The organism is Rhodococcus ruber, assembly GCF_016804345.1.
GTDB lineage: Bacteria > Actinomycetota > Actinomycetes > Mycobacteriales > Mycobacteriaceae > Rhodococcus > Rhodococcus ruber.
Genome location: NZ_CP044211.1, coordinates 3011670 through 3026043 on the forward strand (window position 1 = coordinate 3011670; position 14374 = coordinate 3026043).

The following is a 14374-nucleotide window of genomic DNA, read 5'->3' on the forward strand; positions in this document are numbered from 1 at the left end:
CGCCGTCTGTCTCAACTCAGAGTGTCCGAGGGGGGACTTGAACCCCCACGTCCGTTAATAGGACACTAGCACCTCAAGCTAGCGCGTCTGCCATTCCGCCACTCGGACCTGCTGCGCTCCCACGTCCGTGGGCGCTGTGAAAGAGTAACCCACCGCGTCGCGGCGCCCAAATCGCCCCGCCCACCTGCGGGTTTGCCGAGATCGATGGTAGACAGGGGACCGTGTCCACAACATCGAATCCCGCCCAGCCGGCCGACGGATCCCGCGCCGAGGCCGAAGTCGTCGACCTGGTGTCGCAGCTGATCCGCTTCGACACCTCCAACACCGGAGACCTGGCCACCACCCGCGGGGAACGGGACTGCGCGATGTGGGTGGCGGCGCGGCTCGAGGAGGTCGGTTACACCACCGAATACGTCGAATCGGGCGCTCCCGGCCGCGGCAACGTGTTCGCCCGCCTGCCGGGTGCCGACCCGTCCCGGGGTGCGCTGCTGCTGCACGGGCACCTCGACGTGGTGCCCGCCGAACCGGCGGACTGGAGCGTGCACCCGTTCTCCGGGGCCGTGGAGAACGGCTACGTGTGGGGGCGCGGCGCGGTCGACATGAAGGACATGGTCGGGATGATGCTGGCCGTCGCCCGCCGTTTCAAGGCCGAGAACATCGTGCCGCCACGCGACCTGGTCTTCGCGTTCCTCGCCGACGAGGAGGCCGGCGGCACCTACGGCAGCCACTGGCTCGTGCGGCACCGCCCCGACCTGTTCGACGGCATCACCGAAGCCGTCGGCGAGGTCGGCGGGTTCTCCCTGACGGTGCCGCGCCGCGACGGCGGCGAGCGCCGCCTGTACCTCGTCGAGACCGCCGAGAAGGGCCTGGGCTGGATGCGGTTGACCGCCAAGGGCCGCGCGGGCCACGGCTCGTTCCTGCACGAGGACAACGCCGTCACCGTCCTCGCCCAGGCCGTCGCCCGCCTCGGCACGCACACCTTCCCGCTCGTGCTGACCGACTCGGTCGCCGAGTTCCTCGCCGCCGTCGCCGAGGAGACCGGACTCGACTTCGATCCGGCCTCGCCGGACCTCGACGGCACCCTCGCCAAGCTCGGGTCCATCGCCCGCATCGTCGGCGCCACCCTGCGCGACACCGCCAACCCGACCATGCTCGACGCCGGGTACAAGGCCAACGTCATTCCCCAGACGGCGCAGGCCGTCGTCGACTGCCGCATCCTGCCGGGCCGGCGCGCCGAGTTCGAACGCACCGTCGACGAGCTGATCGGCCCGGACGTCACCCGCGAGTGGATCACCGACCTCGACTCGTACGAGACCACGTTCGACGGGGACCTCGTCGAGGCGATGAACGCGGCCATCCTGGCCCACGATCCCCTCGGGCGGACCGTGCCGTACATGCTTTCCGGCGGCACCGACGCGAAGGCCTTCGCCAAGCTCGGCATCCGCTGCTTCGGATTCGCCCCGCTGCAGCTGCCCCCGGAACTGGATTTCGCGGCGCTGTTCCACGGGGTGGACGAGCGTGTCCCGGTCGACGCGCTGCGCTTCGGCACCCGTGTCATGGAACACTTCCTGCTGCACGCCTGAGCACACCAGCACCCAGAGAAAGGACCGGTATGGCCCACGACCCGTATGCGCCGCTGCCCGACCTGCCCACCTTCGATCTCACCAGCGAGGACATCACCGACGGTCGCCCGCTGAAGCCGGAACAGGCCAGCGGGATCTTCGGGGTGCCCGGCGGGCAGGACATCTCCCCGCAGCTGTCGTGGTCGGGCTTTCCCCCCGAAACCAAGAGCTTCGTCGTCACCGTGTTCGACCCCGACGCGCCCACCGCGTCCGGGTTCTGGCACTGGGCGGTGGCGAACATCCCGGCGTCGGTGACGTCGCTGCCCGCGGGGGCCGGCGACGACACCGGCTCCGCGCTGCCCGAGGGTGCGGTCACCTTGAAGAACGACGGCGGTCTGCACCGCTTCCTCGGCGCGGCCCCGCCGGCCGGGCACGGCCCGCACCGCTACATCGTGGCCGTGCACGCCCTCGACGTGGAGACCCTCGACGGGGTCGGCCCCGACTCGACCCCGGCGTTCCTCGGATTCAACGTGTTCTCCCACGCGATCGCGCGCGCGACGCTGCACGGCACGTTCGAGCAGTAGACCCGTTCGGCGGGCCGGCTCCGCACCGGAATCGGGCAGGCGCACCCGTCCCGAGGGGTGTGCCTGTCCGGCGGTGTGGCCCGGCCCGCCGGATCCGGGCGCGGCGGATCAGACGCGGGCGCCTGCGCCCACCGCGTCGCCGATCGACGCGAACCCGGCTGCCCGCACCTTCCGGGCGAGACCCTTGTGGACGCGGCGTGCCCAGAACGGGCCGCCGTAGATGAAACCGGTGTAGCCCTGCACCAGCGACGCGCCGGCGAGGATCCGCTCCCACGCCTGCTCGGCGGTCTCGATGCCGCCCACCGAGATCAGCACCAGCCGGTCCCCGACCCGCGCGTGCAGCCGGCGCAGGACCTCGAGGGAGCGCTGTGCGACCGGGGGACCGGACAGCCCGCCGGCGCCGATCTCCGCGACCAGGGCCGGATCGGTGCGCAACCCGTCCCGCCGGACGGTGGTGTTGGTGGCGACGATGCCCGCGAGCCCGAGTTCGACGGCGAGGTCGGCGACCGCGTCGACGTCCTCGTCGGACAGGTCGGGGGCGATCTTCACCAGCACCGGTACGTGCACGGTGTCCAGCACCGCCGCGAGCAGCGGCCGCAGCGACTCGACCGCCTGCAGGTCGCGCAGCCCGGGGGTGTTGGGGGACGAGACGTTGACGACGACGAAGTCGGCGAGCGGGCCGAGCAGCCGGGCGCTCGCGGTGTAGTCCTCGGCCGCGTCCGCCGGCGCGACCACCTTGGTCTTCCCGATGTTCGCGCCGATCGGGACGGTGTGCGCGCGGGTGCGCAGCCGGTTCGCGGCCTCCCCGGCCCCGTGGTTGTTGAAGCCCATCCGGTTGATCAGCGCCCGGTCCGCGGGCAGGCGGAACAGCCGGGGCGCCGGGTTGCCGGGCTGCGCCTGGGCGGTGACGGTGCCGATCTCGGCGAACCCGAAGCCCAGGGGACCCCAGGCGTTCACCCCGGCCGCATCCTTGTCGAAGCCGGCCGCGAGACCGAGCGGGGCCGGGAACGTCACCCCGAACACCGTGTTGCGCAGCACCGGATCGTCGACGACGAGAACCTTCGCGATCAGCGTCCGCAGCGGCGGGACCCGGGTCGCGAGCCGCATCGCGGTGAACGCGAGGTGGTGGATCCGCTCCGGCGGCAGCAGGAACAGCAGTCGAAGGAACAAGCGATACACGGAACACTCCCTGCTGGCCCGGGCGGCGCCCGGGGTCGGCGTCAACGAACGGTGGGTTCGGGCACGTGGTGGCCGGTCTTGCGGCGGCGCAGCAGCACCCGGCGGCTGCCGTCGGGATACAGCCGCACCCGCGTCAGCTCCCACCCGTGGAACTCGGCCTGGATGGCGAGCCGGAGCGACGCGCTGACCCGCGAGACGTCGCGCGGCAGCCGCAGCGGCACGTAGTCGTACTCGTCGTTGCTGGTGTCCCAGCCCACCGGCATCCGCGTCCACCGGCCGCCCACGTCGCGTGGACCTGCCATCACACACCCCCGATCGGGATCCTCTGCAGCCCGTCCCCGGTCCCGGATCCGATCACCAGGACGGCGCCGGCGGTGTCGACCACCACCGAGTTCGGTTGCCGCACCGTCGCGTACCGGCCTCGCTCCTGCGGAATCCCGGTCGACAGATCGTAGCCGACGACCTCGTTGCTCCCGGTCGAAGTGACCCACACGAGGTCGTTCGCGCTGTCGTAGGCGACGCCGTACGGGGCGTTCGGCACCGGATACCGCTGGCGCAACACCAGCGGATCGAGCGTGTACACGTGCAGCTCCCCACCCCGGGTGTCGGTCACCAGCACCCGGCCGAACGGGTCGGTGGCCAGCTGCGTGGCACCCTCCCCGGCGCGCAACGCCAGGCCGAGATCCCCGTCGGCGACGTCGACCTCGGTCAGCGACGTCTGGCGCCGATCCAGCGCGGCCAGCTCGGTGCCCACGGCGGCGAGCGCGTCGACCGACGCCAGACCGGGGACGGTCTGCGTCGCACCCGACGCCGGGTCCACGAGGTGGATGACGCCGTCGGCGGTGCCCACGGCGAGGCGACCGTCCGCCAGCACGGCGGCCGCCCGCGCATCCCCGTCCACGGGTACCTCCGTGACGGCGCCCGACCGCACATCCACCCGGGCCACGACGCCGGCGCCGGGGGCGAGGACCTCGCCGTCGACACCGGCGAGCACGGTCGCCGCCGCGGCCGGCAGGGTGACCTCGCGGGGCGCTGCCGCGGGGTCGGCGGCCCGGAGCAGCAGCAGCCGCGACCCGTCGCCGGCGAGCGCGGCGACCGTACTCGTGCCAGGATCGACGGCGAGGGCCTCGACGGCGCGGCCCAGTGCCTGCACCGTCCCCGCCGGCGGGACGGCCGGTTCCGGCGCCACGGCCGGGGTCGCCGGGTCGATGGTGGGCAGGCTGTCGCCGCCGCTGGAGGAGGAACACCCGGTGACCAGCGCCAACGCGAACCCCACCGCCGCGGCGGTCGCACGTGCTGCCGGTCTGCCCATCGTCTCGCTCCTCGTCGTCGCCCGGGGTCGGTGGCGTGCGGCACCGTCGCCGGCGGCGCACCCGACCCCCAGTGTTCCTGATCGCCGTGGCGGCGCCGCAGCCGCCTCGCCCCCCGTCACCCAGCCAGGAGGCCGATGTGACCTGGCCCACCGGTTCCCCCGACCGGCCCCCCGACGGCTTCGTCGTCGAGTACCTCAGCCCGGGTGTGCACGCGCACGGGTTCGGTCGCACCGAGGAGGGCCGGCCGTTCTCGTTCCGGGTGCGCCGCGCCACCCTGCGGGTGGAGGTGTACCGGCCCGCGGGCCCGTCCACCGTGCCCACCGCGGCGGACGTGATCGCCCGGGCGCGGGCGTCGGTCGCCGAGATCGACCTCGGTGACGAACGCAGCGTGGCGGCGGCGGTGCGGGACACCGTCGCCCGCGCCCGGCCGTGCCGGTCACCGACGTGGCTCGACCGCGTGCTCGGCTGGCTGCCCGGCCGGTGACGCCGCCGCGTCGCCGGCCCGCAGCGGCAGCACCAGCGGTGCGCCGGTCCCGGGATGGGGATGGACCCGCACCGGGTAGTGGTACACGCGAGTGAGCAGCTCCCCGGTCAGCACCTGCGCGGGCGGACCGTCGGCGGCGACGCGGCCTCCGGCGAGCACACAGACCCGGTCCGCGTACGCGGCGGCCAGATTCAGATCGTGCAGCACCACCACCACGGCCGTGCCGGCGTCGGCGCGGCCGCGCACCACCTGCATCACCGTCTCCTGATGCCCCAGATCCAGGGCCGCGGTGGGCTCGTCGAGCAGCAGCGTCTGGGTGTCCTGCGCCAGCACCCGCGCCAGCGCCACCCGGGCCCGCTCGCCGCCGGACAGGGCCGGGAACGGCCGGTGCGCCAGGTGCGTGACGTCCGCCTCGGCCAGCGCCGCGGCCACCGTCGTCTCGTCGTCCCGGCTGCGGTCGGTGCGCGCCCAGGCCGCACGGCCCATCCGCACCACCTGCAGGGCGGTGAAGGCGAACCCGACCGCGTGCTGCTGCGGCAGCACCGCCCGTCGTCGCGCCAGGGCGGCGGCCGAGAACTCGGCCAGCGGACGGTCGCCGACCGTCACCTCGCCCGCCGCGACGGGGTGATCGCCGGCGAGCGCGGCCAGCAGGGTGGACTTGCCGGCGCCGTTGGGCCCGACGAGCGCGAGCACCTCCCCGACCCGCACCTCGAGGTCGACGCCGTCGAGGACGACGCGGTCGCCGCGGCGGACGGCCACCTGCTCGGCGCGCAGCGTCACCGCGCCCCGCCCGGCTCGGGCGGGCACCTGCCGGTCCGGCCACGGCCGCCGCGGACTCACGCCCAGCCGCCCTGGCGTGCCCGGGTGCGGCGCAGCATCCAGAAGAACACCGGGCCACCGACCAGCGAGGTCAGCATGCCCAGCGGCAGGTCCGCGTTCGGCACCAGGGTGCGGGCACCGAGGTCCGCGGCAAGCAGCACCACCGCGCCGCACAACGCGGCGGCCGGGATCAGCACGCGGTGCGCGGGCCCCAGCGCGATCCGCATCAGGTGCGGCACCACGAGCCCGACGAACAAGATGATGCCGGTGAACGCCACCCCGGAGCACACCAGGACGGCGACGACGACGATCGCGGCCTGCCGTACCCGCTCGACGTCGACCCCGAGGTGGCGCGCGACGTGCTCGCCGAGCGAGAGCAGGTCCAGCTTCGGGGCGAGCACGACGGCCGCGACGACGCCGCCGACCGCGAGCGGCGCGACCACCGACACGACCTCCCACGTGGCCCCACCCAGGCTGCCGAGCTGCCAGAACACGATCTGGTCGCGCGCGGCGGGGGAGGCGACGAACGTGAACAGGGCGATCAGGCCGCCGGCGAACGCGTTGACCGCCACGCCGGTGAGGATGACCGTGACCACCTCGGTGCGGCCCTCGGACCGCGACAGCACGTACACCAGGGTCGTGGTCAGCAGCCCGGTGACGAACGCGGCGCCCGCCAGCGCCCACCCGGCGGTGAACGCCCCGCCCAGCACGATCGCCGCGCACGCGCCGACGGCGGCCCCGGCGGAGACGCCGATCACCCCGGGCTCGGCGAGCGGATTGGCGAACACGCCCTGCAGCAGGGCGCCCGCGCAGCCCAGCGACGCCCCCACCACGACGGCGAGCACCACCCGCGGGAACCGCACCTCCCACAGGGTGACCTCACCGGCCGGGTGGGCCGGCAGCGGCCCGAGGTCGAGCCCGAGGCGGTGCAGCACGCTGCCGATCACCTCGGCCGGCGAGGTGGGCACCTGCCCGAGGCACGCCGAGAGCACTGCCAGCACCACCAGGGCGGCCGTCAGGCCCGCGACCACCGCCGCGGTGCGGCCGCGGTGGGCGGCGGCCGGACGGACGGGGGCGGGGGAGTCGACGGCGCTCATGCCGGTGCGGCCGGGTAGAGCGCCGCGGCGAGCGCGGCGAGCACCCGGCCGGTGTCCGGGCCGAAGCTCAGCAGCACCGAGTCGGCCATGTCGACGATGGTGCCGTCGCGCCCGGCCGGGGTCTGGGCGACGCCGGGCAGCCGGGCGAGGCCCTCGGGCCCGCCCACGGAGGCCAGGCTCTCGGTCATGATCAAGATCACGTCCGGGGCGGAGGCGATCATCGCCTCGCTGGTGATCGGGGTGAACTCGGACGTCAGGCCGGCGACGGTGCCCGCGTCGCGGCCGCCGAGCGCCTCGACGAGCGCGTCCGCGCCCGATCCGGGACCGCCGAGCATCTTGATCGCCGACCCGCGCAGATACAGGAACGCCACCGTCGGGGGTGTCCCGTCGTCCGGCACCGCCGCGCGGGCCGCGGCGATCTCGTCGTCGGTGCGCTGCGCCAGTGCCTCACCCGCCGCGGGCACGCCGAGCGCCCGGGCGACGAAGCGGATCTGCTCGCCCACGGTCGCCAGGGTGCGGCGCGGGTCGACGAACACCACGGGCACCCCGGTGGCCCGCAGCTGTTCCTGCACCGCGAGCGGCCCCACCGACGTGTCCGTGAGCACCACCGTCGGGGCCAGGGCCAAGATCGCCTCCGTCGAGAGCCCGTGCCCGCCGGGGGTGACGTTGGGCACCTGCTCGACGGCGGGGAAACCCGCCGTCGACCGACCCACCAGCCGGTCCCCGAGACCGAGCGCGAACACGGTCTGGGCGAGGGTGCCCGACCGGTCGGCCGTCACGATGCGGGAGGCGTCGGTGACGGTGACGTCGACCCCGTCGACGCCGCGGACCGTCACCGGCAGCGCCGGCACGGGAGCCTCGGCGATCGGCCGCGGATTCGGATCGCCCACCACCGCGGTGCGCGCCCCGGTCCCGCCGCCCCCGGTCGGGGCGGTCGAACACCCGACGAGCAGCGCGACGAGCGCGAGCGCCGCGGCGAGGAACGCGAGGATGCCGCGTCGCGTCATGGCAGGGCGGAAGTCGTGCGGTACCGGTCCAGGTCGGCGGCCAGATCGGCGAACAGGTCGGCGTTGAGCCCGAACACCAGGTTCGCCTCGTCGATCACCGTGCGCCGCCGGCCCTCGTCGAGCGGCGCCGCGTCCAGCTTCGCCCGGTAGGCGTCCTTGAACGGCTTGGGGTGGGGAATGTCGTCGAAGATGTAGAACCGCAACCCGTCCCGGTCCAGCCCGTACGCGCGCTCGAGCAGGCGCCGGATGATCTGCCCACCCGACAGATCCCCCAGATACCGCAGGTAGTGGTGCGCCAGGAACACCTCCGGGCGCACCGCGGCGACCTGCTCGAGCCGCGCGACGTACCGCTCGGTCGCGGGCAGCGGCGCGATCGTCTCCCGCCACCGCGGGCCGAGCAGGAACGTCAGATCCGCCTCGAGCGCCGGAGTGCGCAGCAACGCGTCGTCCAGGAACGGCCCGGCGATCGGGTCACCCGCGTGCGAGCGGCCGACCCGTTCGAGCGTCTCGTAGACGAACCACGACTGCGCGAGCAGCGCCGCATACCCCTGCCGGGTGAGCCGGCCGGCCAGCAGTTCGGTGACGAACTGCGCGTTCTCGGTGTCGCTGTGCGCCTGCGCGGTCTCCCGGCGGAGCCGTTGCGCGAACCCCGCGGCCTCGATCGCGGTCATCGACCGGTCCCTCCTCGTGCCCGCCGTCCGGTGCCGGTGCACCGACCTCGACCACAGGCTAACCTAACTTCGTGGCGGGGTCGCGGGCCCGGGGGCCCGACGTCACGCACTGACGTCGTCGAGCGCCGCCGCGATCGCCGCCGGCAACTCCAGTTCCTCCGCCACCAGCACCCCGGTCAGCTGCGCCAGATCCCGCGCACCCACCACCGTCGACGCCACTCCCGTCCGGTCCCGCACCCACGCCAACGCCACCGCCAGCGGGGAGGTCCCCAGTCCGTCCGCGGCCGTCGCCACCGCCTCGACCACCCGCGCCGCCGGCTCGGTCAGATAGCTGCGCACCTCCTCGGTGTGCAGGTCGTCGGCGCCCCGCGAGTCCGCCGGGATGCCGTCGCGGTACTTGCCCGTCAACACCCCGCCCGCGAGCGGCACCGCCGCGAACACCCCCACCCCGTGGTGCAGGGCCGCCGGGATCAGCTCCTCCTCGACCCCGCGCGCGAGCAGCGAATACTCCACCTGCGTTCCCACCAGCGGTGCGTGCCGCGTCGCCACCGACGCGGCCGTCGCCAGCTGCCACCCCAGGTACCCGCGCACCCCCACGTACCGGGCCCGGCCGCTGGTCACCGCGAACTCCAGCGCCGCCGCCACCTCGTCGACCGGCGTCCGTGGATCCCACGTCGCCACCTGCCACAGATCGAGATGGTCGGTGCCCAGGTCCCGCAGCGTGCGGTCCAGCTGCGTGAGCAGACCCGCACGGGAACAGTCCACCCGCCCCGCCCCGACCTTCGAGGTGTCGATGCCCGAGCTGCCCGACACGACCAGCTGATCGCGCGGCACCACGTCGTCGAGCAGCTCCGCCAGGATCCGCTGCGCCACCCCGTCACCGTAGGCGGGGGAGGTGTCGACCAGGGTGCCACCGGCGTCGACGAACGCCGACAGCTGCGCCGCCGCCTCGTCCCCGTCCGTGCCGCGTCCCCAGCTCAGGGTGCCCAGGCCGAGCCGCGAGACCCGCAGCCCGCTCGCACCCACCGTTCTGTGTTCCATATCCGCCCGCGCCTCGTCACGATCCGACCGACGGGGTCGAGCCGCCGTCACCGCGACCGCCGCCCCTGACCCAGCACCCTAGTGCCGTGAGGCCGCGAAAACCGTTCCGCCGCGCCGCGTACCCTCGCCCAGGTGAAAATCGACCCCACCCCCGGCGACCGTCCCCACGACCACCCGGAGGCCGCCGCGTGACCGGCGAATCCATGACCTGGCTGCAGGCGCTCGTCCTCGGCCTCGTGCAGGGCCTGACCGAGTTCCTGCCGATCTCGTCCTCCGGCCACCTGCGGATCGTCTCGGAGATCTTCTTCGGCACCGACGCCGGCGCCTCCTTCACCGCCGTCACCCAGCTCGGCACCGAGGCGGCCGTCCTGGTCTTCTTCGGCAAGGACATCGTCCGGATCGTCGCCGCCTGGTTCCGTGGCCTCGCCCACCGCGAACACCGCAGCGACCTCGACTACCGCATGGGCTGGTACGTGATCGTCGGCACCATCCCCGTCGGCGTCCTCGGCTTCCTGTTCAAGGACCAGATCCGCACCGGCGCCCGCAACCTGTGGCTCATCGCCACCATGCTCATCGTGTTCGCCCTGGTCATCGCCGCCGCCGAACGCTACGGCCGCAAGACCCGCAAGCTCGACGAACTCACCCTCCGCGACGGCATCGTCATGGGCTCCGCGCAGGCCCTCGCCCTGATCCCCGGCGTGTCCCGCTCCGGCGGCACCATCAGCGCCGGCCTGTTTCTCGGCCTGACCCGCGAGGCCGCCGCCCGGTACTCGTTCCTGCTCGCCATCCCCGCCGTCGTCGCCTCCGGCCTGTTCAGCCTCCCGGACGCGTTCGAACCCGCCGGGGAGGGCCTCAGCGCCTCCGGCGCCCAGCTGTTCGTCGCCACCGCCGTCGCGTTCGCCGTCGGCTACGCCTCCATCGCCTGGCTGCTCAAATTCGTCGTCGACCACTCGATGTACTGGTTCGTCGGCTACCGCATCGCCCTCGGCACCCTCGTCCTGGCCCTGCTCGCCACCGGCACCATCTCGGCCACCTGAGGCCGGGACCCCGCCGGGCCCGCTCGTCGGGCGCCCGGCCCATTAGGCTGGCTTCATGACGGTCATCCTGCTGCGGCACGGGCGCTCGACGGCGAACACCGCCCGGGTCCTCGCCGGACGCACCCCCGGCGTCGAACTCGACGAGGTCGGCCACATCCAGGCCAAGGGCCTCGTCGCGCGGCTCGCCGGCCTCACCATCGCCGAGATCGTGCACTCGCCGCTGCTGCGCTGCCACCAGACGGTGACCCCCCTCGCCGCCGACCGCGGCCTGACCCCCCTCGTCGACGACCGCCTCGTCGAGGTGGACTACGGGCAGTGGACCGGCCGCGAACTCGGCGAACTCCTGCAGGAACCGCTGTGGAAGGTGGTCCAGCAGCACGCCTCGGCCGCCGTGTTCCCCGACGGCGAGGGCCTCGCGCAGGTCCAGGCCCGCGCCGTCACCGCCGTCCGCGAACACGACAGCCGCCTCGCCGCCGCCCACGGCGGTGACGTCGTCTGGATCGCCTGCACCCACGGCGACGTCATCAAGGCCGTCCTCGCCGACGCGCTCGGCACGCACCTCGACGGCTACCAGCGCATCGTCGCCGAGCCCGCCTCCCTCAGCGTCGTCCGCTACACCGAGACCCGCCCGTTCGTGCTGCGGGTCAACGACACCGGCTCGGACCTGTCCGGGCTCGCACCGCCCGCCCAACCGGCGCCCGCGCCCGGCGGGGAGGTCGCCCCCCGCGGCGGATAATGGGAGAGCGACACCGGATGGATACGACAACGAGGAGGTGCGATGGCCCGCGCGATACATGTCTTCCGGACCCCGGACCGGTTCGTCGCCGGCACCGTCGGTGAACCCGGCGACCGGGTGTTCTATCTGCAGGCCGTGCACGCCTCCCGGGTGGTGAGCGTCATGCTCGAGAAGCAACAGGTGCAGATCCTCGCCGACCGCATGGGCCTGCTCCTCGAGGAGGTGCACCGCCGCTTCGGCACCGACCTGCCCGAGGACCCGGACGTCGACATCAGTCCGCTCGTCACCCCCATCGACGCGGAGTTCCGCGTCGGGACCATGGGCCTGGGCTGGGACGCCGACAGCGGCAACGTCGTCGTCGAACTGCTCGCCGTCACCGACACCGAAGTCGACGAGTCCGTCGTCCTCGACGACGCCGAGGAAGGCCCGGACGCCGTCCGTGTCTTCCTCACCCCCCAGCAGGCCCGCGACTTCGCCGCCCGCTCCGAACTCGTCGTCGCCGCCGGCCGCACCCCGTGCCCGCTGTGCGGCGAACCGGTCGGCGGCGGCCACATCTGCGTCCGCACCAACGGGTACCTGCGCACCGAGGGCTTCGACCCGGCCGCCTGGCTCGGCGAGGAGACCTGACCCGGTGGGCAGCCCCGACGTCCGCACCGTGCTCACGGACGGCGAGCTCACCGTGGTCGGCCGCGTCGTCCACGCCAGCAACGCCACCCTCGTGTGCGACGCCACCCTCGGCGCGACCACCGTGCGCTGCGTGTACAAGCCCGTCCGCGGCGAACGGCCCCTGTGGGACTTCCCCGACGGCACCCTCGCCGGCCGGGAAGTCGCCTCCTTCCTCGTCTCCGAAGCCCTCGGCTGGGGCGTGATCCCCACCACCGTGCTGCGCGACGGACCCTTCGGGACCGGCATGGTGCAGCAGTGGATCGACACCCCCGAGCCCACCGATCCGCCCGACCCCGCGGGCCGTCTCGACCTGGTCGACCTGTGCCCGATCGACGCGGTCCCCCCCGGCTGGCTGCCCGTCCTGCGTGCCCGCGACCTCGACGGCACCGACGTCGTCCTCGTCCACGCCGACGACCCGCGCCTGCAGCGCATGGCCGTGCTCGACGTCGTCCTCAACAACGCCGACCGCAAGGGCGGGCACGCCCTCGAAGGCGTCGACGGCGGCGTGTACGGCGTCGACCACGGCATCTGCCTGCACCAGGAGAACAAGCTGCGCACCGTGCTGTGGGGCTGGGCCGGCAGCCCGATCGACCCGTCGCTCCTGGTCGACCTCGACAAACTCGCCCGCGAACTCGACGGCGAACTCGGGCGGCAGCTGGGCACCCACATCACCGACCGCGAGGTCGCCGCCCTGCGCGCCCGCATCGCCGCCCTGCTCCGCCGCCCCGTCATGCCCCGTCCCGTCGGCGAGCGGCGCATCCCCTGGCCGGCGTTCTGAGGACCCGGCCTCCGTCCGGAGCGCTCTGCGCCCTCCACTAGGCTCGTGCGCATGCTGTCATGGTCCGACATCGCGCTCCCGTCCGTCCCCGGCCAGGGCCCCCCGCTGCGGCTCTACGACACCGCGGACCGCGCGGTCCGCCCCGTCACCCCGGGTCGCACGGCCACGATGTACGTCTGCGGCATCACCCCCTACGACGCCACCCACCTCGGCCACGCCGCCACCTACCTCGCCTTCGACCTGGTCCATCGGGTGTGGCGCGACGCGGGCCACGACGTGCACTACGTCCAGAACGTCACCGACGTCGACGACCCGCTGTTCGAACGCGCCGCCCGCGACGGCGAGGACTGGATCGTGCTCGGCATGCGCGAGACCGCGCTGTTCCGCGAGGACATGGAGGCGCTGCGCGTCCTGCCGCCCCGCGACTACATCGGGGCCGTCGAATCCGTGGGCGAGGTCGTCGAACTGGTCGAGAAACTCGTCGCCTCCGGCGCCGCTTACATCGTCGACGACGCCGAGTACGCCGACGTGTACTTCCGCGCCGACGCCACCGAGCAGTTCGGCTACGAGTCCGGCTACGACCGCGCCACCATGGAACACTTCTTCGCCGAACGCGGCGGCGACCCCGACCGCCCCGGCAAACGCGACCCGCTCGACGCGCTGCTCTGGCGCGCGCAACGGCCCGGCGAACCGGCCTGGCCGTCCCCGTTCGGCGACGGACGTCCCGGCTGGCACATCGAATGCGCCGCCATCGCCCTCAACCGGATCGGCAGCGGCTTCGACGTCCAGGGCGGCGGCAGCGACCTGATCTTCCCGCACCACGAGTTCTCCGCCGCCCACGCCGAGGCCGTCACCGGCGAGCGCCGCTTCGCCCGGCACTACGTGCACACCGGGATGATCGGCCTCGACGGCGAGAAGATGTCCAAGTCCCGCGGCAACCTCGTCTTCGTCTCCAAACTCCGCGGCCAGGGCGTCGACCCCGCCGCCATCCGACTGGGTCTGCTCGCCGGGCACTACCGCACCGACCGGGCCTGGACCGACCAGGTCCTCGCCGACGCCCAGGCCCGCCTCGCCCTGTGGCGCAACGCTGCGGCCCTGCCGTCCGCAGCTTCGGTCGACGACACCGTCGCCCGGCTGCGCCAGCACCTCGCCGACGACCTCGACACGCCCAAGGCCCTCGACGCACTGGATGCGTGGGCGAAGTTCGCGGTCGAGCGCGGCGGCGACGACCCCTCGGCGCCCGCCGTATTCGCGGACGCCGTCGACGCCCTGCTCGGCATCCCGCTGCGATAGAGCGCCTTTCGAGTGTGCACATCTCGTCGCGACACGCCGAGGCGTAACGACGAGATGTGCACGCCCGACCCTCTATACATGGGTGACGGATGAGAGCGAGAGGTGCG

General features: G+C 73.7%; 16 protein-coding genes and 1 tRNA gene. 8 read left to right on the forward strand and 9 right to left on the reverse strand.

Translation table 11 applies throughout. The annotated features are described in order from the left end of the window. Positions 1-22 precede the first annotated feature (22 nt). Positions 23-108 (reverse strand) — tRNA-Leu (locus F1734_RS14030). A gap of 113 nt (positions 109-221) precedes the next feature. Between F1734_RS14030 and F1734_RS14035 the strand changes: the two genes are divergently transcribed. Both F1734_RS14035 and F1734_RS14040 read left to right on the forward strand, forming a co-directional pair. Then, positions 222-1583: a M20/M25/M40 family metallo-hydrolase gene (locus F1734_RS14035; protein ID WP_017682201.1), complete on the forward strand. Its 1362-nt coding sequence runs from the start codon at positions 222-224 to the stop codon at positions 1581-1583. Positions 1584-1612: 29 nt separating this feature from the next. Further along, a complete protein-coding gene (locus F1734_RS14040) occupies positions 1613-2146 on the forward strand; it encodes a YbhB/YbcL family Raf kinase inhibitor-like protein (protein WP_010596495.1) in 534 nt (177 codons plus the stop codon). Positions 2147-2254: 108 nt separating this feature from the next. On the opposite strand, the gene F1734_RS14045 is transcribed toward F1734_RS14040, so the two are convergent. Genes F1734_RS14045 through F1734_RS14055 form a run of 3 tightly spaced genes read right to left on the reverse strand, consistent with a single transcriptional unit; the run spans position 2255 to position 4637 of the window. Continuing rightward, positions 2255-3325, reverse strand: a complete 1071-nt coding sequence (locus tag F1734_RS14045; RefSeq protein WP_017682200.1) for a quinone-dependent dihydroorotate dehydrogenase — start codon at positions 3323-3325, stop codon at positions 2255-2257. A gap of 41 nt (positions 3326-3366) precedes the next feature. Beyond that, the gene (locus tag F1734_RS14050) at positions 3367-3627 is read right to left on the reverse strand and encodes a DUF5703 family protein (RefSeq protein ID WP_017682199.1); all 261 of its coding nucleotides are present in this window, start codon (positions 3625-3627) and stop codon (positions 3367-3369) included. Further along, positions 3627-4637 carry an NHL repeat-containing protein gene (locus tag F1734_RS14055; RefSeq protein WP_064066675.1) on the reverse strand — a complete coding sequence of 337 codons (1011 nt, stop codon included), beginning with the start codon at positions 4635-4637 and terminating at the stop codon, positions 3627-3629. The genes F1734_RS14050 and F1734_RS14055 overlap by 1 nt, the downstream gene beginning before the upstream one ends. Before the next feature lie 137 nt (positions 4638-4774). On the opposite strand from F1734_RS14055, the gene F1734_RS14060 reads away from it, so the two are divergent. Further along, positions 4775-5122, forward strand: a complete 348-nt coding sequence (locus tag F1734_RS14060; RefSeq protein ID WP_010596492.1) for a hypothetical protein — start codon at positions 4775-4777, stop codon at positions 5120-5122. Here F1734_RS14060 and F1734_RS14065 read toward each other — a convergent pair. From F1734_RS14065 to F1734_RS14085, 5 genes are all read right to left on the reverse strand, one after another. Beyond that, the gene (locus tag F1734_RS14065) at positions 5075-5962 is read right to left on the reverse strand and encodes a heme ABC transporter ATP-binding protein (protein WP_048773508.1); all 888 of its coding nucleotides are present in this window, start codon (positions 5960-5962) and stop codon (positions 5075-5077) included. The genes F1734_RS14060 and F1734_RS14065 overlap by 48 nt on opposite strands. After that, positions 5959-7038 carry a FecCD family ABC transporter permease gene (locus F1734_RS14070; protein ID WP_203010696.1) on the reverse strand — a complete coding sequence of 360 codons (1080 nt, stop codon included), beginning with the start codon at positions 7036-7038 and terminating at the stop codon, positions 5959-5961. The genes F1734_RS14065 and F1734_RS14070 overlap by 4 nt, the downstream gene beginning before the upstream one ends. Continuing rightward, on the reverse strand, positions 7035-8045 hold the full coding sequence (locus F1734_RS14075) for a heme/hemin ABC transporter substrate-binding protein (protein ID WP_010596489.1): 1011 nt from the start codon (positions 8043-8045) through the stop codon (positions 7035-7037). Before F1734_RS14075 ends, F1734_RS14070 begins: the two co-directional genes overlap by 4 nt. Then, on the reverse strand, positions 8042-8716 hold the full coding sequence (locus F1734_RS14080) for a biliverdin-producing heme oxygenase (RefSeq protein ID WP_010596488.1): 675 nt from the start codon (positions 8714-8716) through the stop codon (positions 8042-8044). Before F1734_RS14080 ends, F1734_RS14075 begins: the two co-directional genes overlap by 4 nt. A gap of 102 nt (positions 8717-8818) precedes the next feature. Then, entirely contained in the window at positions 8819-9757 is a 939-nt protein-coding gene (locus F1734_RS14085; RefSeq protein WP_003934904.1) for an aldo/keto reductase, read from the reverse strand. Between the two features lie 203 nt (positions 9758-9960). On the opposite strand from F1734_RS14085, the gene F1734_RS14090 reads away from it, so the two are divergent. The 5 genes from F1734_RS14090 to mshC are packed head-to-tail and all read left to right on the forward strand — an operon-like array spanning position 9961 to position 14267. After that, on the forward strand, positions 9961-10794 hold the full coding sequence (locus F1734_RS14090; protein WP_010596486.1) for an undecaprenyl-diphosphate phosphatase: 834 nt from the start codon (positions 9961-9963) through the stop codon (positions 10792-10794). 55 nt (positions 10795-10849) lie between these two features. After that, complete coding sequence (locus F1734_RS14095; protein WP_010596485.1) at positions 10850-11530, forward strand: histidine phosphatase family protein; 681 nt, start codon at positions 10850-10852, stop codon at positions 11528-11530. Positions 11531-11572: 42 nt separating this feature from the next. Beyond that, positions 11573-12157: a DUF3090 domain-containing protein gene (locus F1734_RS14100; RefSeq protein WP_003934901.1), complete on the forward strand. Its 585-nt coding sequence runs from the start codon at positions 11573-11575 to the stop codon at positions 12155-12157. Between the two features lie 4 nt (positions 12158-12161). Continuing rightward, a complete protein-coding gene (locus F1734_RS14105; RefSeq protein WP_203010697.1) occupies positions 12162-12974 on the forward strand; it encodes an SCO1664 family protein in 813 nt (270 codons plus the stop codon). A 51-nt stretch (positions 12975-13025) separates the two neighbouring features. After that, complete coding sequence (gene mshC / locus F1734_RS14110; protein WP_203010698.1) at positions 13026-14267, forward strand: cysteine--1-D-myo-inosityl 2-amino-2-deoxy-alpha-D-glucopyranoside ligase; 1242 nt, start codon at positions 13026-13028, stop codon at positions 14265-14267. Positions 14268-14374 lie beyond the last annotated feature (107 nt).